Source organism: Chitinophaga hostae (assembly GCF_018224885.1).
GTDB lineage: Bacteria > Bacteroidota > Bacteroidia > Chitinophagales > Chitinophagaceae > Chitinophaga > Chitinophaga hostae.
The window spans coordinates 97,026-120,975 of sequence record NZ_JAGTXB010000007.1; the positions used below are offsets into that span (position 1 = coordinate 97,026).

General features: G+C 44.5%; 17 protein-coding genes. 3 read left to right on the forward strand and 14 right to left on the reverse strand.

All coding sequences use genetic code 11. The features are described 5' to 3' along the window. Positions 1-176: 176 nt before the first annotated feature. From KE626_RS16165 to KE626_RS16180, 4 genes are read right to left on the reverse strand one after another with little or no spacing between them, the layout of a single operon-like run. Positions 177-1,439: an NAD(P)/FAD-dependent oxidoreductase gene (locus KE626_RS16165; protein WP_211973959.1), complete on the reverse strand. Its 1,263-nt coding sequence runs from the start codon at positions 1,437-1,439 to the stop codon at positions 177-179. 11 nt (positions 1,440-1,450) lie between these two features. Beyond that, positions 1,451-2,452, reverse strand: a complete 1,002-nt coding sequence (locus tag KE626_RS16170) for a 4-hydroxyproline epimerase (protein WP_211973960.1) — start codon at positions 2,450-2,452, stop codon at positions 1,451-1,453. 12 nt (positions 2,453-2,464) lie between these two features. Continuing rightward, the gene (locus tag KE626_RS16175) at positions 2,465-4,054 is read right to left on the reverse strand and encodes an aldehyde dehydrogenase (NADP(+)) (protein ID WP_211973961.1); all 1,590 of its coding nucleotides are present in this window, start codon (positions 4,052-4,054) and stop codon (positions 2,465-2,467) included. Continuing rightward, positions 4,051-4,974: a dihydrodipicolinate synthase family protein gene (locus KE626_RS16180; protein WP_211973962.1), complete on the reverse strand. Its 924-nt coding sequence runs from the start codon at positions 4,972-4,974 to the stop codon at positions 4,051-4,053. The genes KE626_RS16175 and KE626_RS16180 overlap by 4 nt, the downstream gene beginning before the upstream one ends. Before the next feature lie 198 nt (positions 4,975-5,172). Between KE626_RS16180 and KE626_RS16185 the strand changes: the two genes are divergently transcribed. From KE626_RS16185 to KE626_RS16195, 3 genes are read left to right on the forward strand one after another with little or no spacing between them, the layout of a single operon-like run. Beyond that, complete coding sequence (locus tag KE626_RS16185) at positions 5,173-7,869, forward strand: PKD domain-containing protein (RefSeq protein ID WP_211973963.1); 2,697 nt, start codon at positions 5,173-5,175, stop codon at positions 7,867-7,869. A gap of 60 nt (positions 7,870-7,929) precedes the next feature. Then, a complete protein-coding gene (locus tag KE626_RS16190) occupies positions 7,930-9,549 on the forward strand; it encodes a M28 family metallopeptidase (RefSeq protein WP_249207504.1) in 1,620 nt (539 codons plus the stop codon). Between the two features lie 27 nt (positions 9,550-9,576). Continuing rightward, on the forward strand, positions 9,577-10,341 hold the full coding sequence (locus KE626_RS16195; protein ID WP_249207505.1) for a M90 family metallopeptidase: 765 nt from the start codon (positions 9,577-9,579) through the stop codon (positions 10,339-10,341). Positions 10,342-10,379: 38 nt separating this feature from the next. Here KE626_RS16195 and KE626_RS16200 read toward each other — a convergent pair whose 3' ends face one another. From KE626_RS16200 to KE626_RS16245, 10 genes are all read right to left on the reverse strand, one after another. Further along, entirely contained in the window at positions 10,380-10,562 is a 183-nt protein-coding gene (locus tag KE626_RS16200; protein WP_211973965.1) for a hypothetical protein, read from the reverse strand. 621 nt (positions 10,563-11,183) lie between these two features. Then, the gene (locus KE626_RS16205; protein WP_211973966.1) at positions 11,184-11,693 is read right to left on the reverse strand and encodes a DUF6843 domain-containing protein; all 510 of its coding nucleotides are present in this window, start codon (positions 11,691-11,693) and stop codon (positions 11,184-11,186) included. A 62-nt stretch (positions 11,694-11,755) separates the two neighbouring features. Further along, the gene (locus KE626_RS16210; protein ID WP_211973967.1) at positions 11,756-12,694 is read right to left on the reverse strand and encodes an RHS repeat domain-containing protein; all 939 of its coding nucleotides are present in this window, start codon (positions 12,692-12,694) and stop codon (positions 11,756-11,758) included. 488 nt (positions 12,695-13,182) lie between these two features. After that, on the reverse strand, positions 13,183-13,671 hold the full coding sequence (locus KE626_RS16215; protein WP_211973968.1) for a hypothetical protein: 489 nt from the start codon (positions 13,669-13,671) through the stop codon (positions 13,183-13,185). Continuing rightward, positions 13,619-14,110 (reverse strand): RHS repeat domain-containing protein, encoded by a 492-nt coding sequence (locus KE626_RS16220; protein ID WP_249207506.1) that lies wholly within the window; start codon positions 14,108-14,110, stop codon positions 13,619-13,621. Before KE626_RS16220 ends, KE626_RS16215 begins: the two co-directional genes overlap by 53 nt. Before the next feature lie 123 nt (positions 14,111-14,233). Continuing rightward, positions 14,234-14,821, reverse strand: a complete 588-nt coding sequence (locus KE626_RS16225; RefSeq protein ID WP_211973970.1) for a hypothetical protein — start codon at positions 14,819-14,821, stop codon at positions 14,234-14,236. After that, entirely contained in the window at positions 14,821-15,885 is a 1,065-nt protein-coding gene (locus tag KE626_RS16230) for an RHS repeat-associated core domain-containing protein (protein WP_211973971.1), read from the reverse strand. Before KE626_RS16230 ends, KE626_RS16225 begins: the two co-directional genes overlap by 1 nt. A 192-nt stretch (positions 15,886-16,077) precedes the next feature. Beyond that, on the reverse strand, positions 16,078-16,494 hold the full coding sequence (locus KE626_RS16235) for a hypothetical protein (RefSeq protein ID WP_211973972.1): 417 nt from the start codon (positions 16,492-16,494) through the stop codon (positions 16,078-16,080). A 5-nt stretch (positions 16,495-16,499) separates the two neighbouring features. Further along, positions 16,500-20,861: a DUF6443 domain-containing protein gene (locus KE626_RS16240; RefSeq protein ID WP_211973973.1), complete on the reverse strand. Its 4,362-nt coding sequence runs from the start codon at positions 20,859-20,861 to the stop codon at positions 16,500-16,502. Between the two features lie 24 nt (positions 20,862-20,885). Beyond that, positions 20,886-23,819 (reverse strand): hypothetical protein, encoded by a 2,934-nt coding sequence (locus KE626_RS16245; protein ID WP_211973974.1) that lies wholly within the window; start codon positions 23,817-23,819, stop codon positions 20,886-20,888. Positions 23,820-23,950: the final 131 nt, after the last annotated feature.

Below are 23,950 nucleotides of genomic sequence, written 5' to 3' on the forward strand. Positions count from 1 at the left end.
TGTCTTGCCCAGGATTAAACTGATTTAGATGATTTAGATGATTTTTTATTTATAGATTAAAAAAGATTAGGGGAGACAGTAGCGGATACATATTTGCTGTTATCTCTCCGAATCTTTTTTAATCTATAAATAAAAAATCATCTAAATCATCTAAATCAGTCTAATCCTGGTAAAGACTAAAATCCAACACGAGCATTTTTTCTCGCCGGAGAAAAAGCGCCGACGTCTATACTGGTAGTAGCGCCATGATCCGCCAGTTCCGCCAGCAGCTTGCCCGTGGCAGGTCCCAGGCTGAGGCCCATCATGGCATGACCGGCTCCCAGCAGCAGGTTGTTGTAACCGGGCATAAAGCCGATGTAGGGCAGTCCATCCGGTGAACAGGGACGGCATCCGCTCCATACGGCTTTTTTATCGGGCATATTTATCGGGAGATTGGTAAAATAACGTTGTATAGAATCCACAATGCCCGCCACACGGTTCATATTTACCTGGTCGTTGATGGGGGCGAGTTCCATGGTGCCGCCGTAGCGAAGGCGGTTTCCCATGGGCGTAAGCGCTACTCTTGCTTCACAGAGGATGGCAGGAATATTTAAATTCACTGCGGGCGTTTCCAATGTTACAGAGTAACCCTTACCTGGCATCATGGGCACATGATTACCTGCCAAACGCGCCACTGCCGGGGTCCAGGAGCCGGCGGCCAATACAAAAACATCGGCGGTATGGTCCTCATTTCCGGTCGTAACGGAAATAACTTTACCACCTTTTGTTTTAATACCGGTAACTGCTTTGCCAGGTATGAATTGTACCTGTTGTTGCTGCAGATAGGCGATCAGTTGCTGCATCAGGTCGTTGGGATACAGGTGTCCGTCGCAGCGATAGTGTACGCCACCCAACACATCCATTTCTACCTGAGGCTCCAAAGCGCGCAGAGCGGCTTTATCCAGCACTACGGCATCCAATCCCATGTTGTTGGCTTGTTTTGCCAGATGTGTCTCCTCCTCCGCCACCGCAGCAGTTTTATAATACATGATAATGCCTTTGCGTTCAAGGCCAAAACTGAATCCTTCCTTTTGAGCCAGATCGGCATAAAGGGAACGGCTAAACAGGTTGAGATCACGCAGGGGCAGCGCCGATGCAGCAACATGTTGCGCATTGGCATTCTTCATAAATTTAAGTCCCCAGCTGATGAGCTGTTTATTGAGGGCGGGCTTTACATAAAACGGGCTTTTGCTGTTGAACATCCAGCGGATGCCCTGTGATACAATACCTGGGGCTGCCAGCGGCACAAAGTGACTGGGCACAATCATACCCATGTTGCCATAGGAGCAGTTGTTGGTAAAATCTCCCTGATCGATAATGGTTACATCCCAGCCGCCTTCCTGCAGGTAGTAAGCGCTGCAAAGACCAATAATACCACCGCCGATGACGATTGCTTTCATAAAAAAAATGATTAGATCACCTGGAATCCGTGTACATATGGATCATCATCATCCAGGATAATAGTGTTATAACCCGTTACCATTGCCCAGCCTTCTATGCCCGGTACAATGGCCGGTTTGCCGGCAATCGTTGTTTCGGCTTCGATAGTGCCGGTGAATTGTGAACCGATAATACTTTCGTGAATAAAGCGGTCGCCCTGCCGCAGCTTTCCTTTGGCATGCCATTGGGCCATCCTGGCGGAGGTACCGGTGCCGCAGGGAGAGCGGTCGATGGCTTTATCACCATAAAAAACCGCGTTGCGGGCGGTGGCTTCCGGGCTGATCGTGGCGCCTGTCCACAGCAAATGACTCAACCCTTTGATATGTTCATTCTCCGGATGCACGAACGTATATTTTTCGTTTAGTCTTTTACGTAGTTCGCGGCTCCAGGAGATCAGTTGATCGGCCGTGTGGTGTTCGAGTCCTTTAAAATTTTCCTGCGGATCAACGATCGCATAGAAATTACCGCCATAAGCTACATCTACATGCAGCGTACCCAGGTCGGGGCAGCTGATCTCCAGGTTTTCTGCAGCCAGGAAAGATTTTACATTGGTGAGCTTTACAGATTTCACTTTTTTGCCTTCCTGAACATAATTCACCAGCACCAGTCCTGCCGGGGTTTCCAGCCGCAGCTGCCCAGGCACTTTAGGTGTAATTAACCCCTGTTCAATTGCGATGGTTACTGTACCGATGGTACCGTGTCCGCACATCGGTAAACAGCCGCTGGTTTCTATATACAACACGCCGATATCGTTGGCTTCGTCGGAAGGCGGATAAAGTATACTGCCGCTCATCATATCATGTCCCCTGGGTTCAAACATCAGTCCTTTACGGATCCAGTCGAACTCCTGCAAAAAGTGCAGTCGTTTCTCCATCATGTTATTGCCCCGGAGTATGGGCCCTCCACCTGCCACCAGTCTTACCGGGTTACCGCAGGTGTGTGCATCTATACAAAAAAATGTTTTGGCTGACATACGTATTCAAAGTTATGATCTAACGGCATCTTTTGTCAACTGACCATCCAGGCGGCGCCAGATACCTAATGGATTATCATCTTTCAGCGCTTCCGGGAGCAGGTGTGGTGGCCAGTCCTGGTAGCATAATGGTCTTGCAAAACGTACTATCGCTGACGCACCTACGGAGGTGCTTCGTATATCCGTGGTAGCAGGAAATGGCCCGCCGTGATGCATGGCATAGCCGGGTTCCACGCCGGTAGGCACATTATTAAAAATAACACGTCCCACCTTTTCGGTCAACACCGTAATGGCATCGGAAAAACGTTGCAGATCTGCCGTTTCGGCCATTATTGTACCGGTTAGTTGTCCGTGTAACTGTGTAAGCACCGCCTGTAACTGCGCATCATCCTGGCATACCACCAGCAGGGCTGCGGGTCCGAATACTTCCTGCTGCAGCTCATCGCTGGCAATGAAATCTTTCGCATGCACCCGGTATAATGCGGGTGAGCCTTTGGTTTGCGCAGCTCCGGCGTCGCCTGCCAGCAGGGTTTCCACTCCCTTTCTGCGCGACAACTGCTCCCTGTTTTCATAATAATGATAACAGATCCCCGGATTGAGCATGGTGCCTGCAGCAATAGCCGACAATTCCTGTTGTAATGCAGCCGCAAACTGTGCAGTGGCCTCATCTGCCAGGGCTATCAGTAAACCGGGATTGGTGCAGAACTGCCCCGTTCCAAGGGTGATGGACTGTGCATATTGTTTCGCCACCGTCGCCCCGGAGGCGGCCAGTTTGGCGGGCAGCAGCAGTACCGGGTTGATACTGCCCATTTCCGCGTATACGGGAATAGGTTCTGGGCGTTGTGTCACCGCATCAAAGATAGCGGTACCCGCTTTAAAGGAGCCGGTAAATCCGATGGCCCGGATACCGGGGTGTTTTACCAGCTGCTGTCCGAGGGCAGGGCCGGCGCCGGTGAGGCTGGAGAAAACGCCATCGGGCATGCCGCATTGCTGCGCCGCCTTGAGGATCGCCGTTGCGATCAGTTCATTGGTACCCGGATGGGATTCGTGTGCTTTTACAATTACCGGGTTCCCTGCTGCTAATGCAGAGGCAGTATCGCCGCCGGCGGTTGAAAAAGCCAGCGGGAAATTGCTGGCAGGGAATACCAGCACGGGGCCTAACGGCACCAGCATTTTCCGTATATCCGCACGCGGTAGTGGAGTGCGATCCGGTTGTGCCGGGTCTATCACCGCTTCTACCCAGGAACCTTCCCGGAGTATGGAAGCAAAAAGCCGCAGTTGAGAAACGGTACGCATGCGTTCACCGGTGATGCGGCCCAATGGCAGCCCGGATTCCGCTACCGTTCTTTCCAGCAGCGGATCGCCCAGCGCCAGTATTTCTGTGGCAATGGTTTCCAGGAACACTGCCCGTTGTTCCGGTGTGGTTAAACGGTAAGTTTTGAAGGCGGTGGCGGCCTTGCTGACCGCCAGGTTTACTTCCGCGGTGGTGGCCACCGCGAAAGTTTCCGGCAATTGAACGTTACTAACGGGATCGTACGCACGAATTGCTTCCGTTCCTTCTGCAACAACAGCAAAGCCGATTATATTTTTTCCTGTAATCATGCAGGGAGGTTTAAATATTCAGGCAGTACAGGTCTTTTAGCCAGCGCATCTGCAATTACTTTTTGCGCGTATGCCAGTTCTCCACCTGTTGGCAACAGGCGTGGCGCGCGTACATGGGTAGTGCCGATACCGGTAGCGGTGGCTGCCAGTTTAATATATTGTACCAGTTTTGGATCAATATCCAGTTCCAGCAGTGGCATAAACCAGCGATAAATAGCGAGGGCTTCTGCGATGCGGCCTGCTTTGGCGAGACGGTAAATAGCCACGGTTTCACGGGGGAAAGCATCCACCAGACCGGCTACCCAGCCATTGGAGCCCAGGAGGATACATTCTAACGCTAACGTATCAACGCCGCAGAGGATACTGAAACGGTCGCCAAAACGATTGATCATACGGGTTACGTTGGTGGTATCGCGGGTGGATTCCTTTACTGCCTGGATGTTGGCGGCTGCAGACAGCTGTTCAAACATATCCAGTGTTACCAGGATCTTATAATCAACCGGGTTGTTATAGATCATGATAGGCAACGGGGTGCTGTTAGCTACTGCCAGAAAGTAAGCAACCGTTTCCGCATCATCGGCCTTGTAACGCATGGGCGGCAGCAGCATCAAACCAGCGGCTCCTGCATCTTCAGCAGCTTTTGCGCAGGCCACAGCCGCGGCAGTGGTTTGCTCCGCGATATTCATGATAACAGGTATTTTACCACCCAGGAAAGCCACTGCATGTTTCACCAATGCGTACTTTTCTTCATTGAGTAAGCTACTGGCTTCTCCCAAAGATCCGCCCAGAATAATACCATTAACGCCTGCATCTACCTGCGCCTGCAGGTTTTTGTCGAACATGTCATAATCAATATGATCATCGGCGGTGAAAGGGGTAAGCAACGCGGGAAATACGCCTTGCCAGTTAACTTGTGCCATTTTCCTATCTTTTTTTATGTGCAACAAAAATAGCCGGAGCACTGCGATAGCATGCTACTGTAATTAATCAATTATACGCAGATTTTAACCGAAAAAAACACATTAAACATCATATTGAAAAAATATCTGCATATATTTTTACGTCGAATATGGGAAATATTGCTTAATTTATTGGCGTTCTATATAATTGTTATCCCGATGCGTTATGTAAATGCCCTGGTTGTTTTATTCTTGTCGCTTTCCCTTGCTATAACAGTCAGGGCGCAGGATTGTAGCCAGATCGGTCAAACACCTTCCTCGGCTTTTCCCGTATGTGGCACCCAGGTATTCAAGCAGGAATCGGTACCTATTTGTGGCGTTAACTTTATCCCCGGCCCTGCCTGTAATAACCCGGGTAACGGTCCGCATTCCGACAAAAATCCGTTCTGGTATAAGTTTACCTGTTACCAAACCGGTACGCTGGGATTTACTATTACACCGCTTACGCTGGCAGAGGACTACGACTGGCAGATATTCGACATCACCGGCCGTAACCCCAACGATGTATTTACGGATGGGAGTCTTTATGTAACGATGAACTGGTCTGGTGAATTTGGAGTTACCGGGGCTTCTTCCGCCGGCAACTCCCTCGATGTTTGCGGCGGCTATAACCTGCCGCTGTTCAGTAAAATGGCCACCATACAGCAAGGACATGAGTACCTCCTGCTGATCAGTCACTTCTCGGATTCCCAGAGTGGTTATGAGTTATCTTTTGGCGGAGGCACGGCAGTGATCACGGATCCTACAATACCGAAACTGCAACAATCGCATTATAACTGTGGTCCTGTATCTGTAGGGATTAAACTTAGCAAAAAGATCAAATGTAACAGCATTTCCGCCGATGGCAGTGAGTTTTCACTGAGCACCGCCGGCATAAAAATCCTCAGTGTTACCGGTGTTGGCTGTAGTAACGGATTCGACACTGATTCCTTACTGGTGAAACTGGATAAGATCCTCCCGGTAGGCAGTCATACCCTGGTATCAAAAAACGGTACAGATAAAAATACGCTCCTGGATGCCTGTGGCAACCAGTTGCCGATCGGAGAAAGTACCACTTTTACCGTGGATCCTATGCTGCCGGTAGAGATGGGTCACATTAAAACATTGCCCTGCAGCCCGGATCAGCTGCAACTTGAATTTCCAGCCCCTGTGCGCTGTGCCTCTATTTCACCGGATGGAAAAGATTTTGTGCTCAGCGGCCCGTCCGCGGTTAAGATTACCGGCGCTACCGCCAATTGTACTACCGACGGACTTACTACTATCATCTTTCTAAAACTTGATAAACGGATACTGGTACCCGGCAACTATAAGGTAACGCTGGTAAAAGGTCCTGATGGCAATACCATTGAAAGTGAATGTCATATGCAAACGCCGGCCGGCGGCATAGCGGATTTTAATATACCGCCACAGCCATTTGTAGCATTGGGTCCTGTGACGCCGCCGCCTTGCGCACCTAATGAAATACAGCTGGTGTTTGCCCAGCCGATCCGTTGCAGCTCTGTAGCAACCGATGGCAGTGATTTTACTGTAGATGGCGCATCAGCACCGGTGATTACTAAAGCACTCCCCGACTGTGATGCCAACGGACTCACGAAAACGGTTACACTGCAACTGAAAGATCGCATACTAAAAGATGGTAATTACCTGGTGCATCTGAAAACAGGGAAAGATGGTAATACCCTGCAGAGCGAATGCTGGATTGAAACACCCGCAGGCGCCCAACAGCCCTTTACAATTGATCCGCAGCCCGCAGTGCTGTTGCGGGCTACCGCGCCCGCCATCTGCCAACCAGCTTCCATAAAAATAGGGATATCGATCCCCGTGCGTTGCAGCTCCATTGCACCCGATGGCAGCGATTTCTCTATTGCCGGTCCTACGGCCGTCAGTATAACCGGCGCAAAAGGCAGCTGCAATACCAATGATCTTACCGATACGGTAGAACTGTCGCTCTCCGCCCCCATTCAGCGCGCCGGTGACTATGTGATCACGCTCCGCAACGGGAAAGACGGCAACACCCTGCAAAGCGAATGCTGGCAACCCGCTGCCGTAAACCAACAAGCTACTTTTCGTGCAGCCGACACCGTTAACGCTACGTTTAATTATACCCTTGAGCAGGACTGCCGCATCACCACCATGCGTTTTCAGCATGACGGTAAAAACCAGGTGAATAAATGGACCTGGGTGTTTGACGACGGAGAAACCAGTAACCTCCAAAACCCGGTGAAAGTATACCATACACTGGGAGATAAACACCTGCAGCTCACGGTTTCCAACGGAGTTTGTTCAGATACAAAAAGTAAAGATACCCTGCTCAGAAGTGAAGTGACGGCTTTGTTTGACGTAGATCCCGGTCCTTATTGTCCACTGGACCTGGTATTACCGAAAGACAGGAGTCTTGGTAAAATAGTATCCTGGACCTGGGATTATGGCAATGGTGGCCGTGCTAACGGGCCTGTTCCTATACGCATGCAGTACTATCCCACACAGAAAGAGCAACAATATCTTATCCGGCTGATTGTAAAAAATGACGCCAACTGCTTTGATACCGCCAATCACTATATTACAGCCGTATCCAGTTGTTATATAGATGTGCCCACGGCCTTCTCTCCCAACAACGACGGGCAAAACGATTACCTCTATCCGCTGAACGCCTACAAGGCAGTGGATCTTCATTTCGCCGTATATAACCGGTTGGGCAACCTCTTGTTTGAGACCAACGACTGGACCCACAAATGGGATGGCACCGTAAACGGACAGCGTTCCGACGTAGGCACCTATGTGTGGATGCTGGAGTATACAGAGAAAGTAAGCGGCAAACGGGTGTTCCGGAAAGGCACGACGGTGCTGGTACGTTAAGGCATTTTTGGAATTCTAGCCGAACTCCGCTAATTTTTGCCCGGAATAAATAATCATACATTGAAAGTACCCATCATATTAGCCATATCTGCTGCTTTGCTGGGCGGCAACGCCGCAGCACAGGATTCAGCAGCCATCAAAGCCATTAATGCGCCCGGGCTGGCACAGCATATTCAAATACTGGCCTCCGATGCCTTTGAAGGCCGCAAGCCCTTTACACGGGGAGAAGACAGCACCATACAGTATCTCGCCGCCCAGTTTAAACAGCTGGGGCTAAAACCGGGTAATGGCGACAGCTATTTCCAGGAGGTGCCCATGGTATCGATCAGCTCCAAACCAGCCAGTGATCTGGTTATAAAAGGCAAAGCCGGAGCCGTGTCACTTCAATACCTGGAAGACTTTGTGGCGGCCACCCGCCAGGTGCAGGAACAGGTAAGTATCCGCAACAGTGAGCTTGTATTTGCCGGTTACGGCATTGTGGCGCCGGAATATCACTGGAACGATTATAAAGGACTAGATGTAAAAGGGAAAACGGTGATTGTGATGATCAACGACCCGGGCTTTGCAGACAGCACCCTGTTCAAAGGTCGTGTGATGAGCTACTACGGCCGCTGGACCTATAAATTTGAAGAAGCCTCCCGTCAGGGCGCCGCCGGCGTTATCATCATTCATGAAACCGCCGCCGCCAGCTATCCGTGGAAAGTAGTGCGCAGCGGATGGTCCAACTCAAAACTGCATCTGCAAACAGCCAACAACAACCAGCATCGCACCACCATGGAAGGATGGATCACACAGGACGCGGCCAAAAAAATATTCCAGCTGGCCGGCCTGTCGCCAGACATCATGGAAAAGGCCAGGGCAAAAGATTTCAAGCCGGTAGACCTCCATTTACAAACATCTCTCGAAATTAATAATACCATCAAAAAATCCACCTCGCATAATGTACTGGCGTTACTGCCGGGTGCAAAACATCCGCAGGAATGTGTTGTATATTCCGCCCACTGGGATCATTTTGGTATAGGCGAGCCCGTTAAAGGAGATTCTATTTATAACGGCGCAGTAGACAACGCCACCGGTACCGCCGGTTTGCTCGCACTGGCAACAGCGTTTACAAAATTACCGCATCCACCGGCCCGCTCAGTACTGTTCCTTTCCGTTACCGGCGAAGAACAGGGCCTGCTGGGATCAGAATATTACACCGCACACCCAACGTTTGCCCTGCATAAAATAGTGGCAGACATCAACCTGGATGTGCTCAATACTTTTGGTCGCACCAAAGATATTACCCTGATCGGCTTCGCACAATCGGAGCTGGACGAATACGCCCTGCGCGCCGCGCGCAAACAGGGTCGTACCACCGTTCCCGAAGCCAATCCCGAAGGTGGCTGGTTTTTCCGTTCCGACCACTTCAACTTCGCCAAGAAAGGAGTGCCGGGATTATATATTGGTCCGGGCACCAGCGCCGTTGGCCGCGACGTCGGCCGGGGGAAGGAAATGATAGCAACGTATAATCGTTTACGTTACCACTCCCCCGCCGATGAATATGACCCGGCCACCTGGGTAATGGATGGCATGGTGGAAGACGTTCGCCTGCTGTTTGATGTAGGATACCAGCTCAGCAATGAAAACAGTTTCCCTGCATGGAAGAAAGGATCAGAGTTTAAAGCATATAGAAAATAACGCAAGATGGTTTTATTCGGATTGATAATGATAGGATTGATCCTGTTCCTGTACTTTAAAAACATGTACAGTCGCAGGCAGCTGAAAAAAAGCGCCGTACCGGCCGACTACCAACCCTTATTACAAACAAATGTACGCTACTACCAGCAGCTCCCGCCCGCCGACAAAACGCGGTTTGAAGCCATGGTGCAGCGTTTTCTCAAAAGAACACATATCGAAGGCGTAGGCACCACCGTAGAACCGCTGGATCGTGTACTGGTAGCCGCCAGCGCCATCATCCCGATTTTCGGTTTTAAAGACTGGGAATATTTTAATCTCACTAACGTAATACTCTACCCCGATACCTTCGATGAAACCTACCAGTACGAAGGCAACCGCCGTAACATACTCGGCATGGTGGGCAGCGGCGCATTACACGGACAAATGATCCTGTCGCGCTCCGCGCTGCGGGAAGGGTTTTCCAACACCACAGATAAAAACAATACCGCCATTCATGAATTTGTACATCTCCTCGACAAAACAGACGGCTCTATCGACGGGTTTCCGAGTAAGCTGCTAGAGCACAGCTACAGTATCCCCTGGATGAAGCTGGTGCATCAAACGATACAGCAGATTTCTGACGGGCATACAGATATTAATCCTTATGGAGCGATTAATGAAGCAGAGTTTTTCGCAGTGATATCGGAATACTTTTTTGAGCGGCCGGATTTGCTGGCGGAGAAGCATCCGGAGTTGTATGAGATGCTGACGCGGATGTTCAGGCAGGATCCGGGGAAGATGGGGGGAAATTAAGTGGGAAAATCCGCTGGCGGGCCAGCGGATTTTCCCACTTAATTTCCCATTACCTTATTTAGTGGAAGCGTTTGCAAAATATCATTCTGCAAATAGTGTTCAATCTGCAGCACTTTTTTAGCATCTTCCTTCTTTAGTCTGGGCAACAATACATCATAGTAGTAACCGCCAAGCCTGTAACGGGTTTCTTCGAGATGCTTTGGATCAGGGGTGTCATTCATTAACAGCTTCTTAAACTCTATTAATAAATAATAGCAAGTTTCAATTTCTCTAAGTGACATCAAGTTTCGCTGTCTGAAAAATGAAAAAGAAATAGACAGCATTAAGTATTTAAATCCGCTCAGTCGATTGACTAGTTGATGATAGCGTGGTACAAGACATAGTTTCTCGGAGGTTTCAATAAAGGAATTTATCATAAACTCCTCATCTGCCCTTTCTTTATAAAAGGTACGGAGCTCCTCCCAGCTGGTCCACCTGCATCTATCGATGGAGAGATCTGCCTGACGAATAAGAGCGGAAAGGCCTGTTAGGTATCCGTACTCAACGAGGATCTTATTGTTTGATGTTAAAAAAATTCCATACAAATTTCCTTACGCTTCTGTTAGTTGTAAATTCATTCGATCATTAACTATGATGGCAAGATCCCTACTGAAGTAGTGATTGAAGATAAAACAGCTGTGGAGCAATTACGGCTTATTCAGCAACTTGATGAGGAAGACAGGCAAAACATTCTCAAACTCACTGCTAAAATGCTTACTATAAAAAATTCAAAGACTCTTTTAATAAAAAATATTTCTATGCTAAAAAAGCAAAAGCCGGGCTGATCCCGGCTTTTGCTTTTTTCACTTACTGTTCTTTAATAGCTTTATGGCATTAAGATTTTCATATGCTCTATTCAAACTGTCAGTATCCGTAGAAGTTCCAACTAAAAAAATTGACGTTTTTAATTCAGGTTGCTCATCGTAAAATGTCATGTTTCCGCTTCCAAAAGCAAATGTTTTAGATGTATCTTTTTTCATCTCTTCACAGGGTGAAGAACAATAATCAAGCAGTGCTCGGTTTCCATTTTCATCTTCAATAAAATACCAAAATTTAGAAAGTGTAGTAACTTCTTTACGTTTTAATTTTAATATGCCATTCTTGGGAATTTTATAAACCAACTTACCGTCTTCTTCTATATCGTTCATGCCGTCCTTTTGGTCATAAGCTATCAAAACAATGCCTTTAAAATTATGAGGCAAAACAAATACCTCTTCTTTTGTCGCAGTCTTTATATAACCCCACTCACACACTACAGCTATAAGGATTATTAGCAATAAAGAGCCTATTATTATAATTATCCATTTTTTCATATCTGCTTAATTTTATTTGCCCCAAGTAGCCTGTACTTGTTTATTCCAATCAGCGACATTAATTAATTTATCTCCTTGCTGTACACCCGTAAAGTTTCCTTTAGAATCAAACTTAATCTGCATATCAACTGTAAATAAAGGCTTTTTTTGGTATCGCCAAATAAATCTCCAACACCCCCTGTTTCTCTTCTTGCCCCTAAAAATAATTTAGCTCCCGACTGGTCACTGATAAAGGCCTCTGTACTGGGGAATACATCTCCTGTGAACGTGGCGTTGACAGACAATGTTCCTGTCTTTAAGTTTTCTGTCATAGAAAAATTAGAATGTACATCTAATGAAGGCTTAGCAAGCTCTGGAGTAACAGGGTCTTTTGCTGTATAACTAAATCCAAACGAACCGATATCATTGCCTAAAGAATTTTTTTCTGTACTCACTCCAGTAAATGTAACCTTGGGTTCTGGTGTCTTTGACTCCAGTGGATATTTATCCCCCATACCTACTTCTGGTGGGGCATACATTATTGTATTATCTGCACCCACACTCTTGTTAGTCAAGGCTTGCTTTTGAGGGTCATAAGTAAAGTTGACAAAGGTTCTTGAAGTAGTTGTAGTTCTATCTGTAGATACTGAAGGACCCCGTCCATCTCCTCTAAATAAACCTCCAGCCACACTGCTTGCTGAAATAAAACTTCTCACTGATATAGGCCAAGGATATTCTCCATTGGGGTCTACAAAGGCGAGAGGATTATTTAAACAGTATGTATAAGGTGACCATTGTACAAGTTTATCGGCTCTCTTGTCACCTCCCAAAAATCTCCCTATTTGTGGGTCGTAATTTCTCGCTTGGAAGTCGTATAATTCTAAGCCGCTGTTATCATTAAACTCATTTGATTGAAGCTCTTTACCTCCAAACTTATATTTATTTGTAAGAGTGCCTACAGCCTGCGAGGATATTCCTTTTTGTATCAACCCAAACGGATAATAATGCGTTTCCTCCAACAATGCTCCCTATTCTTTCTTATGAGGCAGATCCGGTGTAAAAATCAGTTTAGCTTTATTGGGCTTAATAGCAATTATAGTTATTAGCTGATGATCATATTCAAATCTTACCAATCCCGAGTCACTCAACTTCAATTCATAAAAATTTCTTTTACACAAAAAGGGCCAATAATCCTCTGATAATTTATAAGTGATAATAACGGGAATTAAATAACACTTCTGAAAGGGGTAACAATTACTTGTATCAGAACATTCAATTTCGGTTGCTATCTCTTTTAGCCTATTTCTTCCGGAGAAAGCCCTTACACGAAGCCCTTTTCTAAAAGTAATCAATGCTTTATCCCTTAACTGATAAGCTTTCAAACTCGCAGAATCAGGATAAAAGAAATCAAAAAAAACCAACCGATCTTATTTCTTCTCCAGAGTAATCATAATCACCATTATAAGAGGACAGAAATAGAACTCCCTGTTGCTGATGAACAACAGATGTATCAGGCATTGCCGTTACCCGCCCTCCCCAAATCAACAATATGATATATATATATTTCATAACTACTTTGTTTTAGCCTGTCTTGGAATCCTTGCGGTATAGTCTCGGGATCGGATGCAGATGAACGAAAACCATCGAAGATAGTTGTTACGTTAAGGGTATTGCTTCTATACTTCTGAAGTAAATTCTGCTGACCTTGACCTAATTTGAACACTGTATATTTGACAATGTCATCATAGTGACTTTGATTTAGTGATTTTGTGTTTGGTGTTGCCATCAGATCATTCTCATAACCATCGTGAGGCATTGATCTAAACTCTGTTGCTTTCTTTGGATTTTCGTAATCTGTATATCGATCATCTAACCCCAACATATGACCTATTTCATGCACATCAGTTGTGGTGCCAAGCCCACCCACTAAATATCCCAACTGCTTCTTACTCCCCCACACTGGATCTATAGGATCCCGATTCCTCTTTTGCCCGATCATTATCAGTCAGCATTATATTTTCACCAGCCTGCAAATCACTCTCCTTTATATCGGCATTGTATTCGGCCTTTAAATCGAAACTAATACTCCATTCTCCAGATTTCCCATCTTTAAAAACTTCTTTCAAATTATTATTTACTCTATCCATTAGTGATTTAATTCCTTCCGCATCCTTAGACATATTTTTTCCTTGATAATATATTTTTGCCGAAACAGTTATTCGCTTGTTTTCTTCATCAAATGTAAAAATAGCGTCTTCACCATTTGGATCTATGACATTTATAGGATTATTAGTTGCATAATTATAAGGAGAATAAGAGTTCCATTTGTCAGACATTTTGTCTAATACATGCCATCTTCCAATCTGCGCATCATACATCCTCGCCCCATAATCATACCACTCTAGCCCCAAACCATCCCCGAACTCTTTGTTCTGCAACTCCTTCCCATTATACTTCAATCTATTCTCCGCATAATTCGCTCCCTTCAACGCATTCGAACTAATCCCCCATCGTCAGTCCAAACGGGTAATAATGCGTCTCCTCCTGCAGCAGTCTCTCTCTTACGATTCTTTTCTCCACACGGGTTTTTGTGCCATGGATTTATATAGAAATCGACTCTTCAGTAGACTTAAATATCCCGACAATAACGAATCATCTATTGTATTTCTATTCACTCTGATTCTAGAATTAAAGGCCAGCAAATAGGTAGCTCCATCAAAAGCAATGTCCGTCTGGTTCTGAGGAACATTAGTGTTTAGAATTTCTCTTGCATCGTTTACCGTACTTTTCCAACTAACAGTATCAATACTGAAGCTAAATCCTTCAAAAAATTGGGGGCTTTTCCTATTTTCTTCAGGGCGTCCTCCATTCATGTAATAGGGTGGTGCTACTTGATAAACAATAGTCTTTATTCTATCTCCCTCCTTTTTTAAAGATATTAACAGCGAAGTATCAAATCTTTTTTCGTAATAAAAAATTAGTTGATTGCTATCGGCCAACATTCCATCATTTGTCAATGAGAATTTTTCTACCAGGGACCTTAACAGATAGTAGGTAGAGTCTTTATTAATTGGTTTGACGTAATGCTCCTGATGTTGGCAGGAAACCACCAGGCAAGTAAATATTATCAATGCTAATATTCTCATCATTATCTTTTGAGACTTTTATAAAGTAAAAAACTGTTGTTAGATGGATTTACCTGATTTTCAATGGTTAAAACATTGCCATACCCTGTTCGGCTGGAACTTGTTCCTGTGCCGTAGATTGTCACTCCATACGAAGTTGGTATCAGTGCAGGAGATCGTCCTTTTTCAGAGGCGTTTCCGCTCCTATATAATCCAGGTTGATAGTCATTTGGATCAGTAGGATCTCCTAAAAACTTTTGCATAGTCATTGGAGATCCATCACCATACAAAAAGCCATTCATCAACCCTTTATAATGGACATGTCCAAAAAGAAATAAGCCTGCCTGCTGTTCTTTTGAATAGTTTTTGTCGAGCTGGCTAAGCAGGTTAACAGAAGCTGTGCTATTATTCTCATCTACTTTCATAGCTGTTAGCCTTATTTCTTTATCATTGCCAATGCTACCAACAAAACCCAGTTCCTTATTGAGTTTATCAGATTGATTGGATATGGCTTGCATATCGGCTGCTGTCTTCTCCCCCATAGATGCTACAGATGCTCCCCGCATTGCTTGCGCAAGCTTTTTAGCCTCTTTATTTGTTAAGTTACTTGCATCGAATGGCTTTGTTTTAGCATCATCATTATTCATAAAATGTACTTGATTTGCGAGTCTGTCATTAATAGTTCCAAGATATTGGCCGGCGGTACCAAAAACCCAATTGGTATCACCTCCCGGATCAGAATACAATATCGGATTATTAGCCATGGCAGCATATGGAGAAAACATTTCATTAGGTTTCGGATCAACCTGAAACCATCTCCCGACCTGTGGATCAAGGCTTCTATAAAACGCATCATATTGATTAAGATCAAGGTCAGTTGTATGCTCTATCCCGTTAAACTCTTTCCTATTCTTTGAGTAATTCGCCCCCTTCAACGCATTGGAACTAATCGCCGCCATCGTTAACCCATACGGATAATAATGCGTTCCCTCCAGTAACGGTCTCAAAGAACTTCTACCACTAAAAATAACGGATTTTATTTTTTCATATGAAAGAAAAAAATCTAACCGGTCATAAAACCCAGTCACCGTCCGGGGATTCAGGATATTAACAAACTTTCTCCTAAAGACAAGGAACTCGTATATGAGTTCCTCGATTCTTTCATCGCTAACAGGAAAATAAAAAATGTATTGCAATAAAAACAGCCAGAAAAAATATTTTGGCTGTTTTTAAACCCTATAACTTATGGAAACTTAAGTTTCCGCAGTTTTTATTATATATTATGCTAGTAACTGTTTAATAGTCTGTTGTTCAGCATCACTCAAACTAGAGCAATCAATGACAATCAAAAGCTCTTCTCCATGCTTATTTTCATAAAAATCTATTGAAAAAAATTCTTGATCTGCTGACAGGTTGGCATTAACATCTACAAATGAATACCTTTTATCAAAAAATATGCTCCATGATGCATCTTTCTCTATAAAAACATAAGGCTTCCCTAACAGCATAGGCCCAATTATAACATTAGACTGAGTCATCCAAATCCTGACTCCCAATATATCACCTTTGTTGTTTCTTAACCAATCATAAAATCCACTAAACTCGTCTATATCTACCTCTTCAAAATTTAAAAACACTTCAGTAGAAGGTAAATAAATACGTAAATTATTGGATATGCTCAATACAATCTTTTCCATAAGTATTATTTCATAATTCCTAATGCTTTTTCAATAATTTGCAAGCGCAAAGTTTGTACTTCCTGAACTACACTATTAACCTTTTCAGCACTTAACGCTCTTTCTGCTACTTTCTGATACAACTCTAATGTTTCTACTTTCAGTCCTTCCGGGATTTTCAAGTTACTCAGACGCTCTGTTGCTCCAGCAACACTAGTTGATCCATTATCTCCCTTAAATAATTTATTCAATAGCGCCGTTTCCTCTTTAGTAAACTTTCTTAGTGGTTCCTCCTTTGCCGCCGCTCCAAGCCTAAACAATAGTTGACCATACTTTGCTCCTGGTATGACTGAAGCAATAGCTGTATATGTTGTTTTCTCTACTTTTGACCAAAACAATAAATTATCAAGCGTAACAGGCCCATTTATCCTCGCAGACCTGTAATTAAAGTTAGGTTGTTCATCTCCAAGAAGTCTGTTATAATTAGGGCTAATTATTGTTCCTGGACTATTTACAATCTGCAAAACAGGACGTTTACCGTAAACAACTACTTCTGGCAAGTTTATAGCCTTTCCACTGCTATCAGGAGATAACCCCAGAGGATCACTGAATAACAAAGGATTATCCATTCCATAATTATATGGGGTCCATCCTTGATAATCCTCTGCCAATTGATCAATTTGCCAAAATCTACCTAGTTGCGGATCAAGGCTCCGATAGGATGTTTCATACCAATTCAAATCCAATTCAGGGCTAAATTCAGTTCCTTTATTAAATCTCCTTCGATTCTCCGGATAATTCGCACCCTTCAACGCACTCGAACTTATCCCCGCCATCGTCAACCCAAACGGATAATAATGCGTTTCTTCCAGTAACGGCCCTGAATTTACCCCCAAAATAACATTATCAAAGAACACATCCTGAGTTCCCTCATTGCTCGTATACACATACAGGAAACCCGATTTCTCCATCACCATTTTATCCTGACCAAGTGTCTGCAACTGATCTGGTTCAGCTTTTACCTGTTTAACCCCACTGTTTCCGTCCACTAATTTAAACTGGTCATCGAACATTACAAAATTAAGATATGCCTTGGGCCTTTCAGGATTGGCCTGATCTGGCTCTTTCTCTTTCAACCGCTGGTAATCATTGTTATAGAAGTTACTGGTAAACGGCGTCTGCTGATTTGCGCCGTTTAAGCCGTGTACGCCTTCATCTGCTGCATTTCCACCATTAAACGTATGCACCAGGTCGGTGAGCATATTTTCAACGGAAGGGGTAACATCATTTTTTTCTTTAGGGCCTGCGGATTTATAGAAGGCTTTGGCGCTCAGGGAAATGGTATCTCCTGCCATGACCCGCAATACAATAGAAGGACCAATTTTCTTACCGGTACCGGTGGCAGTCAATTTTGCTACCGCCACATTTTGCCCGGCGCTTTCATCGGCCGGGTAGCCGGCAGGTTTTGCGGCACGCGTGTTATCGATGTTACTGAATAAGGCGGCTTCTGTAGCTGCCGCAGGCGCCTCCATGGTGGCCGCATACATCGTAAAGTCAGACTGCTCCGTGAGCACCACGCGGGTATTACCAAGATGGTCTTTTACAAAGTAATCATACATATAACGCACCGGTTGTCCTGCTGCAAATACCGCCCGCGCACGTCCTTCTTCATGACCAACAAATTCCAATGTATCATTTTCATATACAAAACTGTTGATGTAATCCGTAGTTGTTACTTTAGCCGTACTACCGGTATTGTCGGTAACAATTTTCTTTTGTTTATTGCCGGTTGCATCATACTGATAACGAATAGTTCCCTTTCCTGTAATAACAATACTGTCGGGCAGGTTCAGGTGATTATACCGGATAACGGAGATACCTTTATTGGCATCTGCTGTAAGGTTTCCGTTAGCATCATAGGTATAATCGGCTGTTTCATTATTATTAATCTCTTTAAAGTCGCCCAGCGTGCTTTGAGCGTTGTTTGTCCGGTCTGTTACAAAGGACAATTTATTACTGTTAGTGTTGTAGCCGTATTTCAGGTCATCCAGGGTTTGTATTGTCAGGCCATTCATTCCCTTTTGGTTCATAAACTGGATATTGCCTCCCGCATCGTAGGATATACCGGTAACCGAAAAATCTTTCAGATTCTTTGTCCAGCCGGTACTGCCCGCATTCACCTGGTTAAAGTCGGCCGACAACAACCGGTTAGCTTTGTCATAGCCAAATCCATAGGCCCGGGCAATAGTATCACTGCGGCTTTTCCACACAGCACCGGCAATATTACCATTGTACTGTACCGAAGTAAACCCATAGTCATAACTGAGCGTTTGTCCGAACCAGTTGGCCGATCCACTGGCGGTCGTCACAAAGTCCTTATTGATGGCTTTCAACCAACCACGGATATTATATTCATAATTCAGGGTTTCCAGTTGCGTGCTTGCCCCGGTAACGCCTAAACGTTTCTTCTTCAGCTGGCCTAATTCGTCATATTCATTTACTGCGAGCGTCTTTTCCTGGGCAGGATCATCGTTGAGCATCTTTTTAACACTCCCCAAACGCCCACCCGCATCGTAATTCATCATGGTGCGTACCGTTACCTGCGGGATGGAACCACTGCGCTGATTACGGTGTCGCTGGTAGGTACTCAGTAATTTCCCGTTAAAATCGTACAGGCTGTTCATCACATCGTATCCGCCACTGATATTATCCGACAACACCTGGATCAAACGGCCTTTATCATTGTAATAATTGGTCGTAGTAAGCCATTGATCTGTTCCCAATATCCTTACTTTTGTACCGGTGACAAGCCCTTTAACCATATTGCTACCCGCTCCTGGTAAGGCTTCTGCATATGGGTTACTGCCAGCCTGAGGTTTGGCAATATCACGGGTATCATATCCCTTGTTACCGGGAAATGAGTAGTCTCCGTAATAGGTATAGGTTAACGGGGTTAATTTATTAGCCGGGATATTAGGTAATGGATTGGTAGCGGCGATAGTATCCGCTCCCTGCGTGACAGCGGTATTGATTTCAGCAACTACCGCACCTGTGCCGGTATCAAATCCATCGGCAAGCGTAATACTGCTGGTAGCCTGAAATAACGGAGTAGTACCGTCATAAAAAGCCAGTACCAGGTCTGCCGTGCCGGGAAATGTATACGGTATAGACTGAGTGTTACCTGTAGCAGTATTCATCAGCGTTTGAAGTGCATCCCTGGTGCCCGCATCACTATACAGCGCTGTCATCGTAGGCCGGTTCAGGTTATCATAGAATGTTACCACCCAGCTTTTCCCTTTCATGTTACCATCCCTGGAAAATGCCAGCCTGTCCCTGACATCATACACCATCTCCGTGGAGTCGGCGCCGGGAACCTTTTTTACGATCATCCGGTTACGCCCATCATAGCGATAAATGAAACATAACTCTGCCGCAATAGCATTACTGACCACCCAATTACTGATGATCGCCTCTACTGCCTTTGGAGGAACCACAAAGCGAAGATTGCCCAAATCATCATAAGCATAATAAGTACACAGCCAGCCCATATGCGCAGTACCCGGTGTGGCAGATAACTGTACCTTTTTCAACACCACCCGCCCTTCTTTATCCTTATACTCAATCACCTGACTACCAGCTTCGTCAATAGTGATATTCTTATATAGCTGCCCGGCGCCATAAATTTTGCCGGCACCACTGACAGGGATAACAAGGCTACCTGAAAAATCCCATATCCGCACAGAATCCGCTACCGTATTAATCTGGTAGCGCGCCTCCACGGCCTTGTTTCCGCCCCGCTCAACAGTTGCCGGATCATTTTTCGCCCAGCTATTACCCGGTGCATAGGTCTTTAGTACCCGGTTCAAAGGGGAGGCCTCGTAATCAACCCGATTGTAATACACGCTCTCTCCTACTGCCCCTGGTGCAAGCCCTGCGTTCTGATAGAAAGCCTTCTGTCCGTTAAAAGGATCCGTTTTAAATTTACCATCGCTGGTGTTACCGCTTTGTTGTACATAAGGCAGATATTTAAACTGCTCCCGTCCGAAGGCATCATATACAACGGGGGCTACCAGGTCTTTACCCGAAACGCTCATACCTTTTGAAACAGTTTGCAGTGGATGTCCCAACCCATCAAAATATTGGGTTGCCTGACGCACCTCTGTTACAGGGCGACTGGGCGAAGCCACATAAGCAGTATCTGAGGTGGGAAGCGCGGGCTCCCAGGTACGGATATAGTTAATCGTAGTATTGGTATATGCACCAGGCGTACCGGAAGGCACTGCTGCTGGCCGGGGAGATCCGCTTGGTGTTTGGGCCACCGCGCTCCTTCCAACGAATAATATTAACGCCAGTATTGTTTTATTTATAAATACAAAGTTCCTATTCATACACTTGGTTTCAGGGATATATAACTATTGAGTAACTGGTTGTTGATACTGATAATTGAACTGTTTCAGTATTTTACCATTCTGATCTTTCACCACTTTTAGCCTTCCTGAGAGGTCATACTCATAATAGATAGTCCTTCCTGAGGCATCTGTTTCAGAGGTTACACCGACTATAGGTTTAAACGTATAGGTGGTAACCATTGCACCAGGCAGAGCGACGCGTAACTTGTTTAGCTCATTACGCAGCTGTTGATCATTCTGCGGATCGTTCAGTATTGATTGGTCAACGTAATTTTTAGCCGTCACATAATCTGCCCCTACAACCCTGGCAACAGGATATTGATTCTTGTACCCATAAAAGTAACACTCCGTGACATTATTGGATTGTTTCATTTGTAGAATGTTTCCCGATGAATCATACTTATCAAATTCGAGTCTATTTTCCAGTGGTGCAGACCATGTTGACAATTGCATACTAACTGGTTTAAAAACACCCTCTGGCCATGCTTTCCAGTTATTCTTCTCCGATTTCACCAACCTTGTTAAACCTGTAAAAGGTTTCAGATACTCTTTCTTCTCAATCACCGAGCTAATAATATTACGTGTCTTCATAGTATTATACGGAGCAATGGAAGAAAATTCGTCTACATAGGCAAGTGTAGTTAAAGAGGTATCCCCGTTACTCAAATACCTAGTTATACTGGTGGGGTAATAGTGCCTGGGGTTATTGTAACCATACACCGTTGTTGTAGTTAACGTATCATTACCAACATATTTATGGTTGATTTCAGATTGCAGATAGTTTACACCAGTAACCAAACTTTGATCATTGATGCTTGAACCCGGTATAAGATCCCCCATAGATCCAATAGTATGCTGTGTAGCGTAGTTACTTCTGGCATTATATGTTCCTAAAGGATCGTTAGTATATCCTGAATAAGAGGCTACCTGAAATATATATAATCCATTTAACGTTTTCAGATCGACAAATCCATAATTATATGAGACATCCTCCAGAACCTGATAAGAACCATTAAGAGAATGATTGAAGACTTCTTTCTTTTTCAACAACCCATTAGACCAATTTCGGCAAACCTTATTATAGTAGTTTGGGACATACTGCCCTTTAATTCCGCCTCCAATATTAGTTGGAGAAAGCATATTAGGGTTATCATATGAATAATAATAGATGTTCTTTCCAGTATTAACAGTCGTATCTCCAAAGTATTCGGTCACGCGCGTATAGTAAACATTATTAGGCCCTAGTGATTTATTCCAACCATTCGAAAGGGATCGGTTTCTATAAACATAATAATACTGGGTAAACAAATCGACTGCTAAACAGGTAAATTGAAAAACAAACCTGCAAGTACTAAAATTCATTTCATTATCCAAATCATAGTCTATATATCCCGGCTCATAGTCATAGGTCTTGGACATAATGCTTCCCGCATTATTATCAGAAATAATTTTCCTTATCCTCAAACCGCCACCTGGCTTTATATTCCCTGGCGATTCAACATATTTATTCGTCTCATAATCAAACTGAGTTGTACCTCCTGTGGGATAAGTTATTTTTTCAAGAATATACCTTTTCATATAGTCTTCATTGGGAGAAAAATCGGCATCACCAACTGTAATGATTTGACGACTAGGCTGCGTGTTAGTTCCCCGCCTCTGTATTACTTCTATACTCCTTCTTTCGCAAACAGCCGTATTATCAGATTCCCCTCTACAAAACCCCCATTGATCAATAAGGCAACGATTATCTGCCACCGGATGCTGTTCGTTATAGGAAAAACTATATTGTTCATTTACACTGCTTGCAGCACCACTTATGACTACTGACTTAAGTCTCAGGAGTGCATTACTTCCCGGAAAGTTATCCCTGTTGAATACAATCGATTTAATTATTTCGTTCTTGCTATCTTTAATAACTATACTTTCAATATATTTCTTTGATGTACTCAAATTAAAATCAATACTTCCGTCTTTTAGAAGTATTCTTTTTATATTCTTTGTTTGATAGGTGATCCCCTGTCCCTGTATATCACAATAACCAGAATATGTCTCTCCACCACCATCACAAGAGCCATTGACAGGTACCCCATTGTCCCCCGGAACATTATTACTCCTGATTTCCACAGAGCCTTCGGTATTAATAAACTGAAAGGTGGGGATATCCTCGTAAGCAAATAACACTTTGTTGGTTCCTGAGACATCAGAAATTTCTTCAAGATACCATCCGGTAGGTGCCTCATCAGCATTTACAATCGCCTTCTCTACATTTGAGTGACCAAACTTATAGCCTATTCCATTATCATCTGTAATATCTATTCCTGTTATGGACTTGTAGTATAAAGAGTTAACAGGTGGACCTGTCTGCACCTTGATGTCATACGGGACGAATGGATAAGAATAGGCTTTAAACTGGCCAGTCCCATCATCCTCTATTGAAAAATTCCCATGTTTGTTGTTAATTGTATAGCTAAATCTATCAAATTGTGCATCTTTTTTCCTATTGGAAACAATATCAGTCAAATATAAAATATGATCATAATTATCCTGATTGATTTCAAAAGCAGATAAAAACGGACTGGGCTTGGGAAAGAGTTCATCGGCCCTCCCCTCAACATTGCGAGAAACAAGCCCTCCAACATCCAAAATCCAGCCTGCCCCGATATTGCTTTGATTAAGTTCCCTTGGCTTTATTCCAGAAGCATAATATCTCAAAACAATCGGCACCTCAATATCACCAGACTTAGCTGTATGCAACGGAATCGATATGTCCGGTATACCATTGTTGTAACTGACCGGAATTTCGCCGTAAATCTGAATAGCTTTGCTTTGCGGAGATGGTGGAACAACGTTCGGCAATTTAGCCTGTGCTTGAAGGCCATTCGTTCCGGCCAGCACCAACACTAATGTAACAGACAATAGATAAAAAATGTATTTCATAGAAAACGTTGACTTCTAATGTTATTAAATTCAGATTAAGAATTATACCCCAGCCTCACCTGCGACGGGGCCGTTGAATACTTTTCTAATTTTCATTTCATACGGGCTTTAAGACTCTCCAAGGAATTAAT

Coding starts and splice junctions, on each gene's coding strand:
- KE626_RS16180 (WP_211973962.1), bottom strand. CDS start 4,974: ATGGCACAAGTTAACTGGCAAGGCGTATTTCCCGCGTTGCTTACCCCT.
- KE626_RS16245 (WP_211973974.1), bottom strand. CDS start 23,819: ATGAAATACATTTTTTATCTATTGTCTGTTACATTAGTGTTGGTGCTG.
- KE626_RS16165 (WP_211973959.1), bottom strand. CDS start 1,439: ATGAAAGCAATCGTCATCGGCGGTGGTATTATTGGTCTTTGCAGCGCT.
- KE626_RS16185 (WP_211973963.1), top strand. CDS start 5,173: ATGCGTTATGTAAATGCCCTGGTTGTTTTATTCTTGTCGCTTTCCCTT.
- KE626_RS16200 (WP_211973965.1), bottom strand. CDS start 10,562: ATGAATGACACCCCTGATCCAAAGCATCTCGAAGAAACCCGTTACAGG.
- KE626_RS16205 (WP_211973966.1), bottom strand. CDS start 11,693: ATGAAAAAATGGATAATTATAATAATAGGCTCTTTATTGCTAATAATC.
- KE626_RS16215 (WP_211973968.1), bottom strand. CDS start 13,671: ATGATCGGGCAAAAGAGGAATCGGGATCCTATAGATCCAGTGTGGGGG.
- KE626_RS16170 (WP_211973960.1), bottom strand. CDS start 2,452: ATGTCAGCCAAAACATTTTTTTGTATAGATGCACACACCTGCGGTAAC.
- KE626_RS16175 (WP_211973961.1), bottom strand. CDS start 4,054: ATGATTACAGGAAAAAATATAATCGGCTTTGCTGTTGTTGCAGAAGGA.
- KE626_RS16195 (WP_249207505.1), top strand. CDS start 9,577: ATGATAGGATTGATCCTGTTCCTGTACTTTAAAAACATGTACAGTCGC.
- KE626_RS16225 (WP_211973970.1), bottom strand. CDS start 14,821: ATGATGAGAATATTAGCATTGATAATATTTACTTGCCTGGTGGTTTCC.
- KE626_RS16240 (WP_211973973.1), bottom strand. CDS start 20,861: ATGAATAGGAACTTTGTATTTATAAATAAAACAATACTGGCGTTAATA.
- KE626_RS16235 (WP_211973972.1), bottom strand. CDS start 16,494: ATGGAAAAGATTGTATTGAGCATATCCAATAATTTACGTATTTATTTA.